This window comes from Streptomyces sp. NPDC005784 (genome assembly GCF_042871525.1).
Taxonomy (GTDB): domain Bacteria; phylum Actinomycetota; class Actinomycetes; order Streptomycetales; family Streptomycetaceae; genus Streptomyces.
Genome location: NZ_JBIAIQ010000003.1, coordinates 378,264 through 395,380, shown reverse-complemented (window position 1 = coordinate 395,380; position 17,117 = coordinate 378,264). Strand labels below are relative to the sequence as shown.

Annotated in this window: 12 protein-coding genes; 4 read left to right on the top strand and 8 right to left on the bottom strand. The window is 72.1% G+C overall.

The annotated features are described in order from the left end of the window. Positions 1 to 223: 223 nt before the first annotated feature. From ACFYR3_RS07180 to ACFYR3_RS07170, 3 genes are all read right to left on the bottom strand, one after another. On the bottom strand, positions 224 to 1,015 hold the full coding sequence (locus ACFYR3_RS07180) for a serine protease (protein WP_355840147.1): 792 nt from the start codon (positions 1,013 to 1,015) through the stop codon (positions 224 to 226). 654 nt (positions 1,016 to 1,669) lie between these two features. Then, positions 1,670 to 4,519, bottom strand: a complete 2,850-nt coding sequence (locus ACFYR3_RS07175) for an AAA family ATPase (RefSeq protein WP_389281903.1) — start codon at positions 4,517 to 4,519, stop codon at positions 1,670 to 1,672. A gap of 151 nt (positions 4,520 to 4,670) precedes the next feature. Next, positions 4,671 to 5,522, bottom strand: a complete 852-nt coding sequence (locus tag ACFYR3_RS07170; protein ID WP_356784568.1) for a helix-turn-helix transcriptional regulator — start codon at positions 5,520 to 5,522, stop codon at positions 4,671 to 4,673. A 102-nt stretch (positions 5,523 to 5,624) separates the two neighbouring features. On the opposite strand from ACFYR3_RS07170, the gene ACFYR3_RS07165 reads away from it, so the two are divergent. Next, positions 5,625 to 7,304: an AMP-binding protein gene (locus ACFYR3_RS07165; RefSeq protein WP_389281901.1), complete on the top strand. Its 1,680-nt coding sequence runs from the start codon at positions 5,625 to 5,627 to the stop codon at positions 7,302 to 7,304. Then, positions 7,301 to 8,908 carry an AMP-binding protein gene (locus ACFYR3_RS07160; RefSeq protein WP_389281899.1) on the top strand — a complete coding sequence of 536 codons (1,608 nt, stop codon included), beginning with the start codon at positions 7,301 to 7,303 and terminating at the stop codon, positions 8,906 to 8,908. The genes ACFYR3_RS07165 and ACFYR3_RS07160 overlap by 4 nt, the downstream gene beginning before the upstream one ends. 97 nt (positions 8,909 to 9,005) lie before the next feature. On the opposite strand, the gene ACFYR3_RS07155 is transcribed toward ACFYR3_RS07160, so the two are convergent. Further along, positions 9,006 to 9,602, bottom strand: a complete 597-nt coding sequence (locus ACFYR3_RS07155) for a hypothetical protein (protein WP_389282033.1) — start codon at positions 9,600 to 9,602, stop codon at positions 9,006 to 9,008. 793 nt (positions 9,603 to 10,395) lie between these two features. Between ACFYR3_RS07155 and gcl the strand changes: the two genes are divergently transcribed. Both gcl and ACFYR3_RS07145 read left to right on the top strand, forming a co-directional pair. After that, positions 10,396 to 12,180, top strand: a complete 1,785-nt coding sequence (gcl, locus tag ACFYR3_RS07150) for a glyoxylate carboligase (protein ID WP_389281897.1) — start codon at positions 10,396 to 10,398, stop codon at positions 12,178 to 12,180. A gap of 98 nt (positions 12,181 to 12,278) precedes the next feature. After that, on the top strand, positions 12,279 to 13,187 hold the full coding sequence (locus tag ACFYR3_RS07145) for an alpha/beta fold hydrolase (RefSeq protein ID WP_389281895.1): 909 nt from the start codon (positions 12,279 to 12,281) through the stop codon (positions 13,185 to 13,187). Here ACFYR3_RS07145 and ACFYR3_RS07140 read toward each other — a convergent pair. From ACFYR3_RS07140 to ACFYR3_RS07125, 4 genes are all read right to left on the bottom strand, one after another. Then, on the bottom strand, positions 13,156 to 13,743 hold the full coding sequence (locus tag ACFYR3_RS07140; RefSeq protein WP_355840154.1) for a TIGR04222 domain-containing membrane protein: 588 nt from the start codon (positions 13,741 to 13,743) through the stop codon (positions 13,156 to 13,158). The two genes, ACFYR3_RS07145 and ACFYR3_RS07140, sit on opposite strands and share 32 nt — an antisense overlap. Before the next feature lie 270 nt (positions 13,744 to 14,013). Further along, entirely contained in the window at positions 14,014 to 14,253 is a 240-nt protein-coding gene (locus ACFYR3_RS07135) for a hypothetical protein (RefSeq protein WP_389281893.1), read from the bottom strand. Positions 14,254 to 15,102: 849 nt separating this feature from the next. Beyond that, on the bottom strand, positions 15,103 to 15,996 hold the full coding sequence (locus tag ACFYR3_RS07130; protein WP_389281891.1) for a 2-hydroxy-3-oxopropionate reductase: 894 nt from the start codon (positions 15,994 to 15,996) through the stop codon (positions 15,103 to 15,105). 44 nt (positions 15,997 to 16,040) lie between these two features. Continuing rightward, positions 16,041 to 16,880, bottom strand: a complete 840-nt coding sequence (locus ACFYR3_RS07125; RefSeq protein WP_389281889.1) for a TIM barrel protein — start codon at positions 16,878 to 16,880, stop codon at positions 16,041 to 16,043. Positions 16,881 to 17,117 lie beyond the last annotated feature (237 nt).

Below are 17,117 nucleotides of genomic sequence, written 5' to 3'. Positions count from 1 at the left end.
GCCGGCGGACGGTTGGGGGGCTGCGGGGAAGCAGCCGTCCGCCGGCAAGTGTGAGGGCCATCGAGCGGAGGCCGAGGTGGAAACCGTGGGGGAGACCGAGGTGGAGACTGTGGGGGAGGCCGAGGGGGAGACCTGAGTGGATGAGGGGCGTTGCGGGCCGCTCGTGGAGGCTCGCAACGCCCCTCGGCTTTTACCTGAGGGATACTCAGGAGATCATTGGTTACTACGAGTTGACCTGTGTGGTCACCAGGCTGGAGAACGTCGCCAGGCGGGTGTAGACACCCGGGTAGCCGGCCTCGGCGCAGCCTTCGCCCCAGGAGGTGATGCCGGCCAGCACGCCGCCGATGAGCAGCGGGCCGCCGCTGTCGCCCTGGCAGGTGTCGACGCCCCCGGCGGTGTAACCGGCGCAGACCATGTCGGAGGCCACGTAGTCGGAGCCGTACGAGCTCGCACAGCTGGAGTCGGACACGATCGGGACGGTCGCGGTGCGCAACTGGTTGGAGGAGCTGCCGTTCTCCGAGGTGGTGCCCCAGCCGACGATGCGGGCCGTGGTGCCGGTCGCGTACAGGCCGGTGTCCGAGGAGGCGACGTACTTCGCCGGGGTGTACGACATCGACGTGGACAGGGTCAGTACGGCCACGTCGTCGCCGTTGGTGGCGTCGGTGTAGTCGGGGTTGATCCAGATCTTGCTGACCTTGCTGACGGTGCCGTTCGTGCCGTTGAGGTAGGTTCTGCCGCCCACCACGCGGATGCTGCCGGTGGTCTCGCCGGACATGCAGTGGGCGGCGGTCACGACCTTGTTGGCGGCGACGAGGGTGCCGCCGCAGAACTGGTTCTGCGAGGCGTCGGTGATCTGCATCATGAACGGGTACGCGGTTGTCGTGGTCGTCGTGCCGCCGACGATGGGCTGGGGCGCGGCTGCGGCGGAGGGGGCGCCGAGCAGCGTGGTCGCGGCGGCTGCGGCGGTCGCCGCACAGACGGCGGCGGTCTTTTTGACGCGGTTGAGCCCGAACATCGGTCTCCTTGAAAGTTGCCGGTGGGGGGACGCACGGGTGTGGGGGGTGAGTCACGACGCCCCTGGGTGGGGTGTCGTGTGCCCGAGCGAGCGGCACGCCCACACGCTAGGGCGTGGGACCGCTCCCTCCCAATGAGGGAACCCCCTAGTGGAGATGGGGGAGGGAAAACCCTTGCCCGGGGCGAGCGGTGTTTGACGCGGGCGCCGTCCGGTTGGTCCCGGCCCGGCGGGCCCGTCCGTCTGACGCCCGTTCACCCGAAGGAGTCACCCAGCAGCTCTACCGCCCTGGCCGGGAGCTCTACCGTTCCGGCCCGGAGCGTCACCGTTCCGGCCCGCAGTCTCACCGGTCCGGCCGCTTCCCGCAGGGGCCGCGTCACAGTCGCCCGCACCTCCATCGGCCCGTCGGCCTCCCGCCGGGGGCTGAGTCACCGTCCCGGCCCGCGGCCTCACCGTTCCGGCCGCCGACCGTGCGGGCCGTGGCACCGTCTTGGCCGCCCGCATCTCCGCCGGTCCTGCCGCCGGCAACCGGGGCTTCGCCACCGTCCCGGCCCACGGCCTCACCGGTCGGCGCGCTTGCCACCAGAGGCGCATCGCCGTTCCGGCCCGCCGTCTCGCCGAACGGGGCCGCTTCCCGGTGTCATCCGCCGGAGGGCCTCAGCCGGGCCTGCGTTCCGCCGCCAGCCGCACGATGTCCACCCGCGACCGTATCCCGAGCTTCCGGTACACCCGGGTGAGGGTGGCCTCCACGGTCTTGACGCTGATGAACAGGCGCGCGGCGATCTCCCGGTTGGTGGCGCCCTCCATGACGAGGGCGGCGACCTGGCGCTCGGTCGCCGCGAGGGTGTCGAGGGCGGCGGAGGCGAGGGGCGGAGCGGCCGGCCGGGGTGCGGACGCCGTCTCGACCTGACGGAGCCAGGGCAGCGCACGGCACCGGCGGAACAGCCTGGCCGCTTCGTCGTAGGACGCGGGTCCCGGGACGGGGGTACCCCCTGCCCGAGCGGAGCCGAGAGCTTGGGGGAGGGTGCGCAGACCCGCCAGGGCGTACGCCGCGCGGGCCTCCTCCAGGCCGTACCCCAGCTTGGCGAGGCGCTCCTGCGCGGAGGCCAACTGGCGTTCGGCGGGCCCCTGTTCGCCGCGCGCGGCCCGGACCAGGGCCTCGGCACGGTCGAGCACTGCGAGCACGCTCTCGCGTTCCAGCCGCAGCGCGCGTCGGCGGGTGACGTCGATGACGTCCTGCGCCTCCGCGGTCTCGCCGATCCGGACCAGGGCCTCGGCGAGGTCCCCGTGCCAGCGGCCCCGGGCGGGGTCGATGACACCGAGTCCCTCCTCCAACTCCCGGACCCGGCGCAGGGAGTGGACCGCGGCCGAGGCGTCCCCGGCGACGAGCTGGGCGTGCCCGAGTGCGCCCAGGGCGCGCGACAGGTAGACCAGGTCGCCGTCCTCCTCGGCGCGGTCCACCGCCTCGTGGGCGAGGGCGAGCGCCCGGTCCACGTCACCGCCCGCCGCCTCGGCGAGCGAGGTGAACATGGCGGTGGCCGCCTCTCCGATGCCGGTGTCGCGGGCCAGCCTGAGGCTCTCCCGGGCCAGGTCGAGAGCGCGGCCGCAATGGCCGGAGCGCAGTTCGGTCTCGGCGAGACCGCGCAGGAAGTGCAGCTCGCTCTCGACCATGCCGCGCCGCTGCACCTCGCGCAGCAGTGCGGTGATGGCCGTACGGGCCTCGGCGAGTCGGTCGCCCATGATGAGCCAGCGGAAGCGGGCGGCGCCGGCGCCGTTGTGGTCGCAGGCGACCCGGGGGTCCTGCGGCTCGCGCATCGCCCGCTGGATGGTCGACGGCGCGTCCGGGTGCCCCATCAGGGTCTCCATCTGCGCCTGGAAGCCGAGTGCGAGGAGTTCGGTGCGCCGGTCCCCGGCGCGTGCCGCGAGCCGAGCGGCCCGGGCGGCCTCCTCGCGGGCCTTGGTCATCTCGCCGTCCATGAGCAGGGCCCGCCAGGCGAGTTGGTAGCGGACGAGGGCGACCAGGCCGGGGTCGTCGCCCGCGTCGGCGAGCGCCTGCGGGAAGACGGCGTCGATCTCCGACATGGCCTGTCCGGCGGCGTCGACGACGACCATCCAGGCCCGGACCCGGTCGGCGGGGGCGGTGGCCCGGGACAGCACCTGGCGCGCGATGTCCCGGGCGAGATCCGTCTCGCCGGCCGTCAGCGCGTCCTCGGCCGCCTGCAGGCGCCGTTCGTCCGGGCCCGGCCGGGTGTCGGCCAGGGTGTGCCGGGCGGCGAGCAGTCCGAGCCCGACGGCGACGGAGGGGGCGCCGCGGTCACGGGCGGCGGCCGCGGCCTCGCCGAGCCGGGCGGCGACCGCGGGGTCCGTGCCGGTGGTGGCCAGGGCGAGGTGCCGGGCCCGTTCGATGGGATCGGAGGCCGCGCGGGACAGGGCGGCGTGCGCGGCGCGCCGCTCCTGGGCGTCGGCCTCCGCGTACAGGGCGGCCGAGACGAGGGGGTGCGCGAAGCGGATGCCGGGCGTCTCGCGTTCCGTGGCGAGGAGCCCGAGTGCGGTGGCCGAGGCTGTCTCCGCCTCGGCGTTCTCCCGGCCCGCGGCGTGCAGCAGGGCCAGTGTCGGGCGGGCTCCCGCGCTCACCACCAGCAGGGTGCGGCGGGCCTCGGCGGACAGCATGTCGAGACGGCTGAGGACGAGCGCGCGCAGGGACGTCGGCACGGGCAGCGGCTCGCCCGGACTCGGCCGGGTCGGGGACTCGGCGAGGGCGCGGCCCAGCTCCAGGGCGAAGAGCGGGTTGCCGCCGCTGGTGCGGTGGATGTCGCGCACGGTGGAGCGGGGCAGGCCGGTGTAGCCGCGCTGGCCGAGGAGTTCGGCCACCTGGGTGCGGGCCAGCGGGGCGACCCGCAGGGCGAGGGTCTCCGGCACAGACGCGCGTAGAAAGCGGTCGTGGTCCTGTTCCTGCGGCTCGGTCTCCGTACGGACCGCGCAGAGCATGCGGACCGGCGTGCCGCCGAGCCTGCGGGCGGCGAAGCCGAGCAGTTCGGCGCTGGCCGGGTCGAGCCACTGCAGATCGTCGGCGACGATCAGTACCGGCCCCTGGGCGGCCAGGGCGCGGAACGCCGACAGCACCGCGAGCCGCAGCGCGAGACCGTCGCGCTGGAGGGTCGATTCGCCCCGGCCCGTGAGCGCCGATTCCAGGGCGGTGCGCTGCGGGGCGGGCAGCCGGTCGGCTATCTCGTCGACGACCAGACCGAGGAGGTCGGCCAGCGCGAGGAAGGGGAGATGGGATTCGGACTCGGTGGCCGAGCACCGCAAGACGGTCCGTGCCGATTCGGCGCATTCGGCGGCCAACGCCCGCAGGACGGTCGACTTTCCTATTCCCGCCGGCCCGTGCACGAGCACACTGCCGCCGCCGGAGAGCTGCTCAAGTGCCCGCGCGAAGAGTTCCTCCCGGCCGATGACCAGGTCGGGGCGCGGTCTCGCAGGTTCCTTGAAGTCCCCTCGCACGGTCACCGCTCCCCTCGTGTGTCGTGTCCTGGCCAATATTAGGCAATGTCTCTTTGAATTTCGGACAGTCTGGGTGGTGAGGGAAATAACAGATGTCGCGCATAAGTCATTTCACGGTCCGGCCGATTGAATGAGGAGCGCCAGAACGGGTGGTCCGCTAGGGCAGCACACCGGCCCGGCGCGCGGCGACGACCGCCTCCAGACGGGTGTGCGCGCCGAGCCTGCGCATCGCCGAGCGCAGATACCCCTTCACGGTCTCCGGACGGAGCCCGAGCCGCTCGGCGGCGGTCGCGTTGGTCGCGCCCGCCGCGACACAGGCGAGGACATCCACCTCGCGCGGAGCGAGTCCGACCTCGCGCGGGACCCCCGCGGACGGTGCCGCCGCGTCGGCCAACCGGCCGCACACGGAGAGGAGTTCGGCCCGCAGTTCCGGGTCGGCGATCCGTGGCGCCAGCGCCCGCAGCGTCCCGTGCGCCTCGCGCACCTCCTCCCATGCCGCGCCTCCCGTCGCTCCCGCCGCCGGGCCGGGCTCGCGGACCACACCGAGCAGATCGCGTGCCTCGTCCCGGACGACCAGCGCCTGTTCCACGTCCCGGGCCGCCGCGACGGCCGCCCCCAACGTGCGGTCGCCCAGGGGCTGGGCCGTCCTGAGGGCGCCGTACAGCACCCCGCGCACCCGGCGCCGTACGACGACGGGAACCGCGAGGACAGAGCACAGCCCCTCCATCGCCACCGCCGTGTCGTACTCGTGGCTGATCTGCCGCGAGGCCGGGTAGTCGCTCACCGCGCAGGGCCGGGCGAGCGCCACCGCCTTGCCGCCCAGGCCGTTGCCCGAGGAGACCGCGAGCGCCCTCAGCGCGGGCGTCGCCGTACCGCTCAGCTCACTGATGCGCACCAGCCGGCCGCCGGAGTCGACCAGGCCGCCGAAGGCGACCGGCAGCCCCGTGGCGCGGCGCAGCCGTACCAGCGCGGCGCGCACTTCCACCGACTCGGCCGTGTCTGCTGCCACCTGCTCTTCCCTTCATCGCGGCGCACCCCCCGTTCGGGGGTGGTGAGACCTGCAACACGGAATACACGATGGTAGGCGGCGGTCCGGCAACGAGGAGGACACATGACGGCGACAACGGGCAGGGCGGACGAGTTCCGCGCCGCACGGGACTTCCTGCTGGAGCACCGCGCGGACTACACCGCGGCCTACGAAGGCTTCAGCTGGCCCCGCCCGGAGCACTTCAACTGGGCCCTCGACTGGTTCGACGTCATCGCGCGGGACAACGACCGCACCGCCCTGCACATCGTGGAGGAGGACGGCGAGCGTGTCGAGGTCTCCTTCGCCGCGATGTCCGAGCGCTCCGACCGGGTGGCCAACTGGCTGCGCGACCGGGGCGTACGGGCCGAGGACCGCATCCTCGTCATGCTCGGCAACCAGGTCGAGCTGTGGGAGACGGCCCTCGCCGCGATGAAATTGCGCGCCGTCGTCATCCCGGCCACCCCGCTGCTCGGCCCCGCCGACCTGGCCGACCGGGTCGAACGCGGCCGGGTGCGGCACGTCGTCGTGCGGGCCGAGGACACCGCGAAGTTCGACGCGGTACCCGGCCGATACACCCGGATCGCGGTCGGCGGCACGCGCCCGGGCTGGCAGGCGTACGAGGAGACGGCCGACGCCGACGCCGCCTTCGAGCCGGACGGCCCCACCCACGCGGACGACCCCCTGATGCTCTACTTCACCTCGGGCACCACCGCCCAGCCCAAGCTGGTGGAGCACACCCACGTCTCGTACCCGATCGGTCACCTGGCCACCATGTACTGGATCGGGCTCCAGCCCGGGGACGTCCATCTGAACATCTCCTCACCCGGCTGGGCCAAGCACGCCTGGTCGAATCTCTTCGCGCCGTGGAACGCGGAGGCGACCGTCTTCCTGTACAACTACACGCGCTTCGACGCGGGGCGTCTGATGGCGGAGATGGACCGGGCCGGCGTCACCACCTTCTGCGCCCCGCCCACCGTGTGGCGCATGCTCATCCAGGCCGATCTGAGCCTGCTGCGGACCCCGCCGCGCGAGGTCGTCGCCGCGGGCGAGCCGCTGAACCCCGAGGTCATCGAGCAGGTCCGGCGCGCCTGGGGCGTCACCATCCGGGACGGCTTCGGACAGACCGAGACCGCCGTCCAGGTGTCCAACAGTCCCGGTCAGCCCCTGAAGACGGGCTCCATGGGCCGGCCCAGCCCGGGTTTCCGCGTCGAGCTGCTCGACCCGGTCTCGGGCGCGCCCGGCGTGTCGGAGGGCGAGATCTCCCTCGACCTGTCCGAACACCCCGTAGGCCTGATGACCGGTTACCACGGCGACCCCGACCGTACGGCGGAGGCGATGGCGGGCGGCTACTACCGCACCGGGGACATCGGCGCGCGTGACGCCGACGGCTACATCACCTATGTCGGCCGCGCCGACGACGTGTTCAAGGCCTCCGACTACAAGATCTCGCCCTTCGAGCTGGAGAGCGCGCTCCTGGAGCACGAGGCGGTCGCCGAGGCCGCCGTGGTCCCGGCCCCCGACGAACTGCGCCTGGCCGTCCCGAAGGCGTACATCGTCCTCGCGGCCGGGTACGAGCCCGGCCCCGACACCGCCAAGATCCTCTTCGAGCACGCGCGCGCGGTCCTCGCGCCGTACAAGCGCATCCGCCGCCTGGAGTTCGGCGAGCTGCCCAAGACCGTCTCCGGCAAGATCCGCCGGATCGAGCTGCGCGAGGCCACGGCCGCGGGCTCGGACGCCGAGTACCGCGAGGAGGACTTCCGGTGAGTGAACTGTCGTACGCGCACGGGACGAGTGGCACGGCGCTGCTCGGCGACACCATCGGGGCCAACCTCGACCGGGCGGTCCAGGCCTGGCCGGATCGCGAGGCGCTCGTCGACGTGCCGTCCGGGCGGCGCTGGACGTACGCCCAATTCGGCGCCGATGTCGACCGGTTGGCTTTCGCCCTGCTCGCCGGCGGCATCACCAAGGGCGACCGGGTGGGTATCTGGGCGGTCAACTGCCCCGAGTGGGTGCTCGTCCAGTACGCCACCGCCCGCATCGGCGCGATCATGGTGAACATCAACCCGGCGTACCGCACTCACGAGGTGGAGTACGTCCTCAACCAGGCCGGGATCTCCCTGCTGTTCGCCTCCCTCAGCCACAAGAGCAGCGACTACCGGGCGATGGTCGAGGAAGTGCGGGGCCGGTGCCCGCGGTTGCGGGAGACCGTGTACTTCGGCGACCCGAGCTGGGACGCCCTGCTGAGGCGGGGAACCCCCGACCGGTACGACGAACTCCATGAGCGCGGCGCCGAGTTGTCCTGCGACGACCCCATCAACATCCAGTACACCTCGGGCACGACGGGCTTCCCCAAGGGGGCCACGCTCTCCCACCACAACATTCTCAACAACGGTTACTTCGTGGGTGAGTTGATCGGCTACTCCGAGCAGGACCGGGTCTGCATCCCCGTGCCGTTCTATCACTGCTTCGGCATGGTGATGGGGAATCTGGCCGCCACCTCGCACGGCGCGTGCATGGTCGTCCCCGCGCCGTCGTTCGACCCGGCGGCGACACTGCGGGCCGTACAGCAGGAGCGGTGCACATCGCTCTACGGCGTACCCACCATGTTCATCGCGGAGTTGAACCTCCCGGACTTCGGGTCGTACGACCTGTCCACCTTGCGCACCGGCATCATGGCGGGCTCGCCCTGCCCGGTCGAGGTGATGAAACGGGTGGTCGCCGAGATGCACATGGAGGAGGTCTCCATCTGTTATGGCATGACGGAGACCTCGCCCGTCTCGCTCCAGACCCGCCGGGACGACGATCTGGAACACCGCACCGGCACGGTCGGCAGGGTCCTGCCGCACCTGGAGACGAAGGTCGTCGACCCCGTGGATGGGGTGACGCAACCACGAGGCGTCGCAGGTGAGTTGTGCACCCGCGGCTACAGCGTGATGCTCGGCTACTGGAACGAGCCCGAGAAGACCGCCGAGGCCGTCGACGCGGGGCGCTGGATGCACACGGGCGACCTCGCCGTGATGCGCGAGGACGGGTACGTCGAGATCGTCGGCCGCATCAAGGACATGATCATCCGAGGTGGCGAGAACGTCTACCCGCGCGAGATCGAGGAGTTCCTGTACGCCCACCCGAAGATCGCCGACGTCCAGGTGGTCGGCATCCCCCACGAGCGCTACGGCGAGGAAGTGCTCGCCTGTGTCATCCCGCGCGATCCGGCCGACCCCCTCACCCTGGACGAGCTGCGCGCCTTCTGCGAGGGCCGGCTGGCGCACTACAAGATCCCCAGCCGGCTGCGCATCCTGGAGACCTTCCCGATGACGGTGTCGGGGAAGGTGCGGAAGATCGAACTACGGGAGACGTACGCGGAGTAGGCGCCCGGGGTGCCCGTGCGTGTGCCCGTGCTCGTGCCATGCACCTGCCGTTGTCCCCACCCCCACCCCCACCCCCGCCCCTGTCCCTGCCCGGTGGTCAGCCCGTGACGGCGATGAGCTCGTCGGCCGGGCTGTTCACCGGCTGCGGGGTGCCCGAGAGGTCCAGGACGAAGAGGGGGACGCCGAGGGTGTCGGCCCGGGCGCGGGCGTCGTCGGCGTACCCCGCAAGGGAGAAGAACACGCAGTCCGAGGACTCCGTCATGGCGGTCAGCCACAGACACTCCACATCGCGCAGCGAGGCCGGCCGCACGGTGGGGTCCACCTGGGCCAGGATGCCGCGCGCGGCGAGCCCGATCCCGGACGGGGGCCGCTGGTCGGCGCGCCGGATGTCGCGATAGCCGAGCCATCCGAGATAGAGCGCGGCGGCGGTGACGGCGTCGCGTGCGGTGCGGATGGTGACCGGCTGGAACGCCGGTCGGCGCTCGGGGGAGCCGTCCCGCCCGCGCCCGCCGACCCCCCGGGGCGCACCGACCCCGGCACCCCGGTCCGGCGTCCGGGCCTGCACGGTGCCCCGGCGTGAGCCGGCCTCGGTGTCCCGGTCCCGGTCTTCGCTCCGGTCGGTGCCCTGAGGCGCGCCGGGCTTGATCTCCTGGCTCGGAGTCCGGGTCCGGACGCTGTCCTGGGGCGTGCCGATTCCGGCGGCCCCGTCCTGTTCCTGTTCCTCGTCCCTGTCCCCGTCGTTGTCGTTGTCGTTGTCCGGGAACGTGCCCCGGCCGGGGGCTCGATGGTCGCTTCCGGGGCCGTCCGGGGTAGTGCCCTGACAGTCGGCCTCGCCGCCGTCGGGAGGGCCGCCCACTCCCGGGCTCCGCCGACCGTCCTCGTCGCCGGGCGTCGGCGCGTCGGTGCCGTCGCGTCGCGTGGTGTCGGCCGTGCCCGGTGCGGTCTCCGCGCGCGGCGGCCGGCCGACGGCTCGCGCTTCTCCAGCCCCGCGGAGCGGGATCCGCAGCGTCGTTCCGCAGGGGCAGCCCAGTTCCGGCTGCGGCCACTGGCTCTCGCGGCCGCAGGCATCGCAGCGGACCGGGACCCAGTCGTCGTCCCACGCGCGGTGGGTGACGGGGACGGGCTCCGCGAGGCGGTCGAGCGGGGCCGTCACGGGTGCTCCGCACACACACGGATACGACGGGGCCGCGTAAACGTGCTCGCGGCGGCACGCCGGGCACCGCACCGGCACGCTCTCGGCCATGGACCGCTCCAGAAGGTCACGTCGGGTCAGCGCGTCCATCGTCCTCCTGCCGGGCGACGTCCGGCAGCGAAACGCCGCGACGCACACCGGCCCGCTCCGTCGCGTCGCCCCACCCTTGACGCTCCTTGCCTCGACACCTACATTACTTCCAGATGGTAGAAGTTACTTTCCACGATACGGAATGAGCGACTCTTCGCGGGGCGCGACGGGAGCGCGAATCCGACAGCCGAAGCAGGAGTACTCCATGGCTCGTATGACCGCTGCCCGCGCGGCAGTCGAGATCCTCAAGCGCGAGGGCGTCACCGACGCGTTCGGCGTCCCGGGTGCGGCGATCAACCCCTTCTACGCAGCGCTCAAGGCGTCCGGAGGGATCAGCCACACCCTCGCCCGGCATGTCGAGGGTGCCTCGCACATGGCGGAGGGCTACACCCGGACCCACCCGGGCAACATCGGTGTCTGCATCGGCACATCGGGCCCCGCCGGCACCGACATGATCACCGGCCTCTACTCCGCGACCGGCGACTCGATCCCGATTCTGTGCATCACCGGCCAGGCGCCGACCGCGGTGATCCACAAGGAGGACTTCCAGGCCGTCGACATCGCCTCGATCGCGAGGCCCGTGACGAAGATGGCCGTCACCGTGCTGGAGGCCGCGCAGGTTCCCGGCGTCTTCCAGCAGGCCTTCCACCTCATGCGCTCCGGGCGCCCCGGGCCGGTTCTGATCGACCTGCCCATCGACATCCAGCTCACTGAGATCGAGTTCGACCCCGACACGTACGAGCCGCTCCAGGCGTACAAGCCCGCCGCGACCCGTGCCCAGATCGAAAAGGCGATCGGGCTGCTGAACGCGTCCGAGCGTCCGCTGATCGTGGCCGGCGGTGGAGTCATCAACGCCGACGCCACCGAACTCCTTGTCGAGTTCGCCGAGTTGACGGGCACCCCGGTCGTCCCGACGCTCATGGGCTGGGGCGTGCTGCCCGACGACCACGAGCTCAACGCCGGCATGGTGGGCCTGCAGACCTCGCACCGCTACGGCAACGCGACCTTCCTGGAGTCCGACTTCGTCCTCGGCATCGGCAACCGCTGGGCCAACCGCCACACCGGCAACCTGGATGTCTACACGGCCGGACGGAAGTTCGTGCACGTCGACATCGAGCCCACCCAGCTCGGCAGGATCTTCGCCCCGGACTTCGGCATCGCCTCCGACGCCAAGGCCGCCTTGGAGCTCTTCGTCGAGGTGGCAAGGGAGTTGAAGGCCGGGGGCGGGCTGCCCGACCGTTCCGCGTGGGCGGCCTCGGCGCAGGAGAAGCGGGCCACGCTCCAGCGCCGGACGCACTTCGACGACATCCCGATCAAGCCGCAACGCGTCTACGAGGAGATGAACAAGGCCTTCGGCCCGGAGACCCGGTACGTCACCACCATCGGCCTCTCGCAGATCGCCGGCGCCCAGATGCTGCACGTCTACCGGCCGCGCCACTGGATCAACTGCGGCCAGGCGGGCCCGCTCGGCTGGACCGTCCCGGCCGCGCTCGGCGTCGCCAAGGCCGACCCCGGCGCGCAGGTCGTCGCGCTCTCCGGCGACTACGACTTCCAGTTCATGATGGAGGAACTGGCCGTCGGCGCCCAGCACCGGATCCCGTACGTCCATGTCCTGGTGAACAACGCCTACTTGGGCCTGATCCGGCAGGCACAGATCGGACTGGACATCAGCTTCCAGGTCAATCTGGAATTCGAGAACATCAACTCCCCGGAACTCGGCGTCTACGGCGTCGATCACGTCAGGGTCGTCGAGGGCCTCGGCTGCAAGGCGATCCGCGTCACCGACCCGGGCGAACTCGGCGCCGCCTTCGAGCGGGCCAAGAAGCTCGCCGCCGAGTTCCAGGTCCCGGTCGTCGTCGAGGCGATCCTGGAGCGCGTCACCAACATCGCCATGAGCAGGACGAACGACATCGGAAACGTGGTGGAGTTCGAGGAGATCGCGACCGAGCCCGGCCACGCGCCCACCGCGATCAGGACGTTGAAGGTCTGACGCGGACGCCCGTCCGCACGCGAGGGCGGCCCACCCCAAGGGATGGGCCGCCCCGGCGCGTTGTTCCCAGGGGCGGGCGTGTCCGGCATGCTCGCCCCATGCGGATGACCGTCCCCACCCCCCTCGGCGACATAGCCGTGCGCTGCCATCCCCCGTTTCCCGGCGCCCGCCCGGAGGGAGCCTGTGTCCCGCCCGAGGCCCCCGCGCTGCTGCTTCTGCACGCCAACCCCGGGGACGGCCGTGACTTCGACGCCGTGCTGCCCGCCCTCGCCGACCGGTACCGCACCTTCGTCGTGGACTGGCCCGGGTACGGCGAATCCACCGCGCCGGAACCCGGGCGGGTCACTCCCGAAGGGCTGGTGGAGGTCGCCGAGCGGGTGATCGACGCGCTCGCCGAGGAGCAGGGTGTGCGGGAGGTCGCCGTGCTCGGCAACAGCGTCGGCGGCTATGTCGCCTGCCGCCTCGCCGAGGGCCCCCGCGCCGCGTCGGTCACCGCGCTCGTCCTGGTCGACCCCGCGGGTTTCACTCGGCACACCCCGCTCACCCGCTGGTTCTGCCGTGAGGTGATGGGCCGCCCCGCCCGCGCCCGCCGGCTGGTCGTCCCGCTGGCTCGCGCCTATCTGGGCCGTCTTGGCACGCCGAGCGCGCGGGAGACGTACGCCCGTGTCCGTCAACTGGCCCGCGACGAGTGGAGACTGGCGGTGCACTGTGCGCTCTGGCGCGGTCTCGCCGACCCTGAATTCGGCCTCGCGGACCCGGCCGCCCTGGATCTGCCGATCCTGCTGCTGTGGGGGAGCCGCGACCCGGTCGTGCCCGCTCTCCTCGACGGCCGCCGTGCCCAACGTCTGCTCCCGGCAGGCACGTCGAGCGTTCTGCTGCCCACGGCCCACGAGCCCTACAACGAACGCCCGGGTCTCTTCCTCCGGCATGTCCTGCCGTTCCTGGAGAATCCCCGGGCGGTCACCGCACGGAGTGTCAAGCCCCCCAGCCGCCCGCGCACCCGGTGAAGGCATCGCCCCCCACGTCGCCGCTCCGGGGCAGCCCGCGCTTCTCCCGGCCGCCGCGCCCCTTCAGGCCGGCGGCCTCGGTGAAGCGCGGCACCAGCACGGTCAGGGCGGCGTCGCCGTACAGGGCGACCGCGAGCAGGACATCGGCCGTGGCCAGGCCCTCCGGTCCGGTGGGAGGCGGGACCGCGGCACGCAGCTCCCGGAGGACACGCCGGGCGGCGCGCGTCCGGCACGGGGGCAGTCGGCGCAGCAGTCCGGCCGCCGCGGCCTCGCCGCGCAGCTCCACCAGCGCCCGTCGCACGCGCGGCCGGTCCATCAACTCCCGCATTCCCGCCGGGAGATAGAGCGAGCCGCGCACGGCCCTCTCCAGGGGGAGCCCTGACACGAAGGGCGTCCCCGGGGACGGGGCCGAGGTCCGTATCGTGACCGGCGGGCCCGGGACCACCGCGCCCCTCAGATGCAGGGCGACCACGGCGACCTTCACGGCCGCACGGGGCCCGCCACGCAGCAGCGCGACGGTCAAAGGCCCAGGCCCGACCGCCGCGCTCCCACTCATGGTGCTTCCCCCGTACCCCCGTTCGGGACCCGCCGCCCCCGTGCCGGCGGGCCCCGTGTGCCGAGAATGTGCCTCATCCGGCGGGAGGTGAAGCCCCTGGGGCACTGTTCAGAGGTTGATTTGAGGGTTCCGTAGGCGTTCTACGCCCGCTTGCGTACGGACGGAGCCCGTTTGCCGCCCGTTTCCGCTCGCGGTCCGTGGTCCGCGGTCTGCGGTCCGCGGCTTACGTCCGGCGTCCGGGGTCCGTCCGGGGACCGATGCCCGCGGTCCTCACCCGTCCGGGTGTTCCGAGTGCTCCGAGAGGCCCGGCCAGTCGTCCGGACCACCGCCCTGCCACTCGATGATGTCGCTCTCCTCGACCTCGATCGCGTCGAGGTCGACTTCCGCCTGACGCAGGATCTCGACCACGTCGTCGAGGTGGTACGCGATGCCCAGCACCCGGTCGCCCTCGGTGACCCGCCGCGACCCGTCCAGCGCCGGTGTGTGCACCACGATCCTGGGAAGAACCACGCCGTCAGCCTCCATGGTCCCAGGCTGCTGCGTGCGGCCGGAATCCGCTACCCGGAGCCCGGCGCGCCGCGCTGCGGGGGTTGTGGCCGTCCGACGGCGCGAGGCTGGGCGCGACAGTACGTTCGCGCCGCCGGACGGAGTCCGTGGCCCTTGGGGGCCGGTGGGGGCGGGCCCCATGGGCCGGTGTGGCTGGGACCGCGGCGGATGCGACGGAACCGTGACGCCGCTTCTCTCAGGTCGAGAAACGGGTCCCGGGACCTTCACCACCGCACTGGCTCGCATGCCGCCGCGGTCCTCGCCACGCCCGCGGTCCTGTCGTGCGGCCACCCCTCATCGGGGCCGCTCGATCCACCGCGGGCTACGCGCATCGCCCTGACGTTTCGTCAGGGGCGGTACGCGAGACGGGGTTTCAGTCTTCGCGCAGAGCACGGACCGCCACTTCCACGCGCCTGCCGTACTCCGGATCGTACGAGAGGGTAATGGACCTGGCGGAAATCTTCTTCCGCCATGTGGACATCGTCCGCTTGGTGGAGCCTAGGTTCGGCGTGAACCGGACGTCAACAGCTTGTTGAAGTTGTTTCGTCGGGCGGTCGGCTCAAGGCGATTCGGTGAGGCGGATCCGGGCCGCGGCGGCGCCTGGGCGCGACAGGACAGGTGTCAGCGCCACCGCGGCCCGGAAGTCGAGATGTCCGGGCAGGGCCCGGCGGGCACTCGGCCGTGTTCAGCCCTCGGCCGTGTTCAGCCCTCGGCCGAGCCGGCGTACTCGGCCATGGTTCAGCGCTAGGCGTGCTGTTCAGGACCTGGCCGTGCTGTTCAGGACCTGGCCGTTGCCCGGCTCTCGGCCGTGGTTCAGATCTGTGCGCCGGAGAGGCGCTCGACCGCGCGCAGCAGCGCGGAGTGGTCCAGGCCGCCGTCGCCCTGTGCGCGCAGGCTGGCGACGAGCTGGGCGACCACGGCGCCGACGGGCAGCGCGGCGCCCACGGTGCGGGCGGCGTCCGTGACGATGCCCATGTCCTTGTGGTGGAGGTCGATGCGGAAGCCCGGCTTGAAGTCGCGGTTCAGGAAGTTGTCCTTCTTGCGGGCCAGCACGGTGGAGCCCGCGAGGCCGCCGCCGAGGACGTCGAGTGCGGCCCTCAGTTCCACGCCGGACTTCTCCAGGAAGACGACGGCCTCGGCGCACGCCTGGATGTTGACGGCGACGATCAGCTGGTTGGCCGCCTTCACCGTCTGGCCCGAGCCGTGCGGCCCGCACAGCACGATGGTCCTGCCGAGGGCCTCGAAGAGGGGCTCGGCCTCGTCGAAGTCGGCCTGCTCGCCGCCGACCATGATCGACAGCACGGCCTCGATCGCACCGGCCTCGCCGCCGGACACCGGGGCGTCCAGTACGCGAACGCCCTTCTCCGCGCCGGCCTTCGCGAGGTTCACCGAGGTCTGCGGGGTGATCGAGGACATGTCGACCAGCAGCGCGCCGGACCTCAGGTTCTCCAGGATGCCGTCGGGGCCGTACGCGATGGCCTCGACCTGCGGGGAGGCGGGCACCATCGTGATCACCACGTCGGCGTCCCGCACGGCCTCGGCGATCGAACCGGCGGCGGTGCCGCCCGCGGCGGCCAGGCGCTCCAGCTTGTCCCGCTCCAGCGTGTAACCGGTGACGTCGTACCCGGCCTTGATCAGGTTCTCCGCCATGGGCGAGCCCATGATGCCGAGACCGATCCATGCCACCTTGGGAAGGTTGTTGCTCATGGGGGTGCCTCTCTGGAATCTCAGTTCCGTCATCGGGGTGCTGCTCAGCGGGCGGCTTGGGCGTCGGCGGGCAGCCAGTCGAAGGCCTCGGCGCTCGGCCGGTCGCCCGGCTTGTACTCCAGGCCGACCCAGCCCTCGTAACCGGCCTTGGCCAGCTGGTCGAGGAGTTCCTCCAGCGGGAGGGTGCCGGTGCCCGGGGCGCCGCGGCCGGGGTTGTCGGCGATCTGTACGTGGCCGGTCCGGTCGGCGTAGGCGGCGATCACCCGCGGCAGGTCCTCGCCGTTCATGGCGAGGTGGTAGAGGTCCATGAGGAACCTGGCGTTGCCGAGGCCGGACGCCTCGTTGACCTTGTCGACGACGGCGACGCCGGCCGGTGCGGTCACCAGCGGGTAGCGCGGTGACTCCCGCTCATTGAGGGTCTCGACGAGGAGAATCGCGCCGATCCGGTCGGCGGCGCGTGCCGCGAGGACCAGGTTCTCCAGCGCGAGCGCGTCCTGCTCGGCCGGGTCCACGCCCTCGACGCGGTTGCCGTACAGGGCGTTGAGCGCCGTGCAGCCCAGCGACCCGGCGAACTCGGCGGCCACCTCGATGTTGGCCCGGAACCTCGCCGACTCCTCCCCGGGGATCGACAGAGCGCCCCGGTCGGGACCGGGCAACTGTCCGGCATAGAAGTTCAGCCCCGTCAGTTGGACGCCCGCGTCCTCGATCGCCTTCTTCAGGGCGTCGAGCTCGGACCGCTCGGGGGTGGGGGAGTCGACCCAGGGCCACCACAGCTCGACCGCCGTGAAGCCCGCCGCGGCGGCTGCCGCGGGGCGCTCCAGGAGCGGGAGTTCCGTGAAGAGGATCGACAGGTTGACGTTGAAGCGCTGGTCCGCGAATCCCATGGGGGTCGGCGCTCCCTTCCGTACTTGCGGCCGTGCTGTCGGCCGGGCCGGCGATTCAGGGTTGTTCGGTTATTCCGTATTGCGGAAATTGGTTTCTGCCTAATGGAAGATTGCCGCTGGGTGTCGGGGCTTGTCAAGGGGGTGCCGGCGGAAAGCCGCACCCGTGACCCGCGCCGCACGGCGTGCCCACGGCGGCTCGGGTCACAGGGGGCTGCCGGGATGTCCACGGCGCGCAGT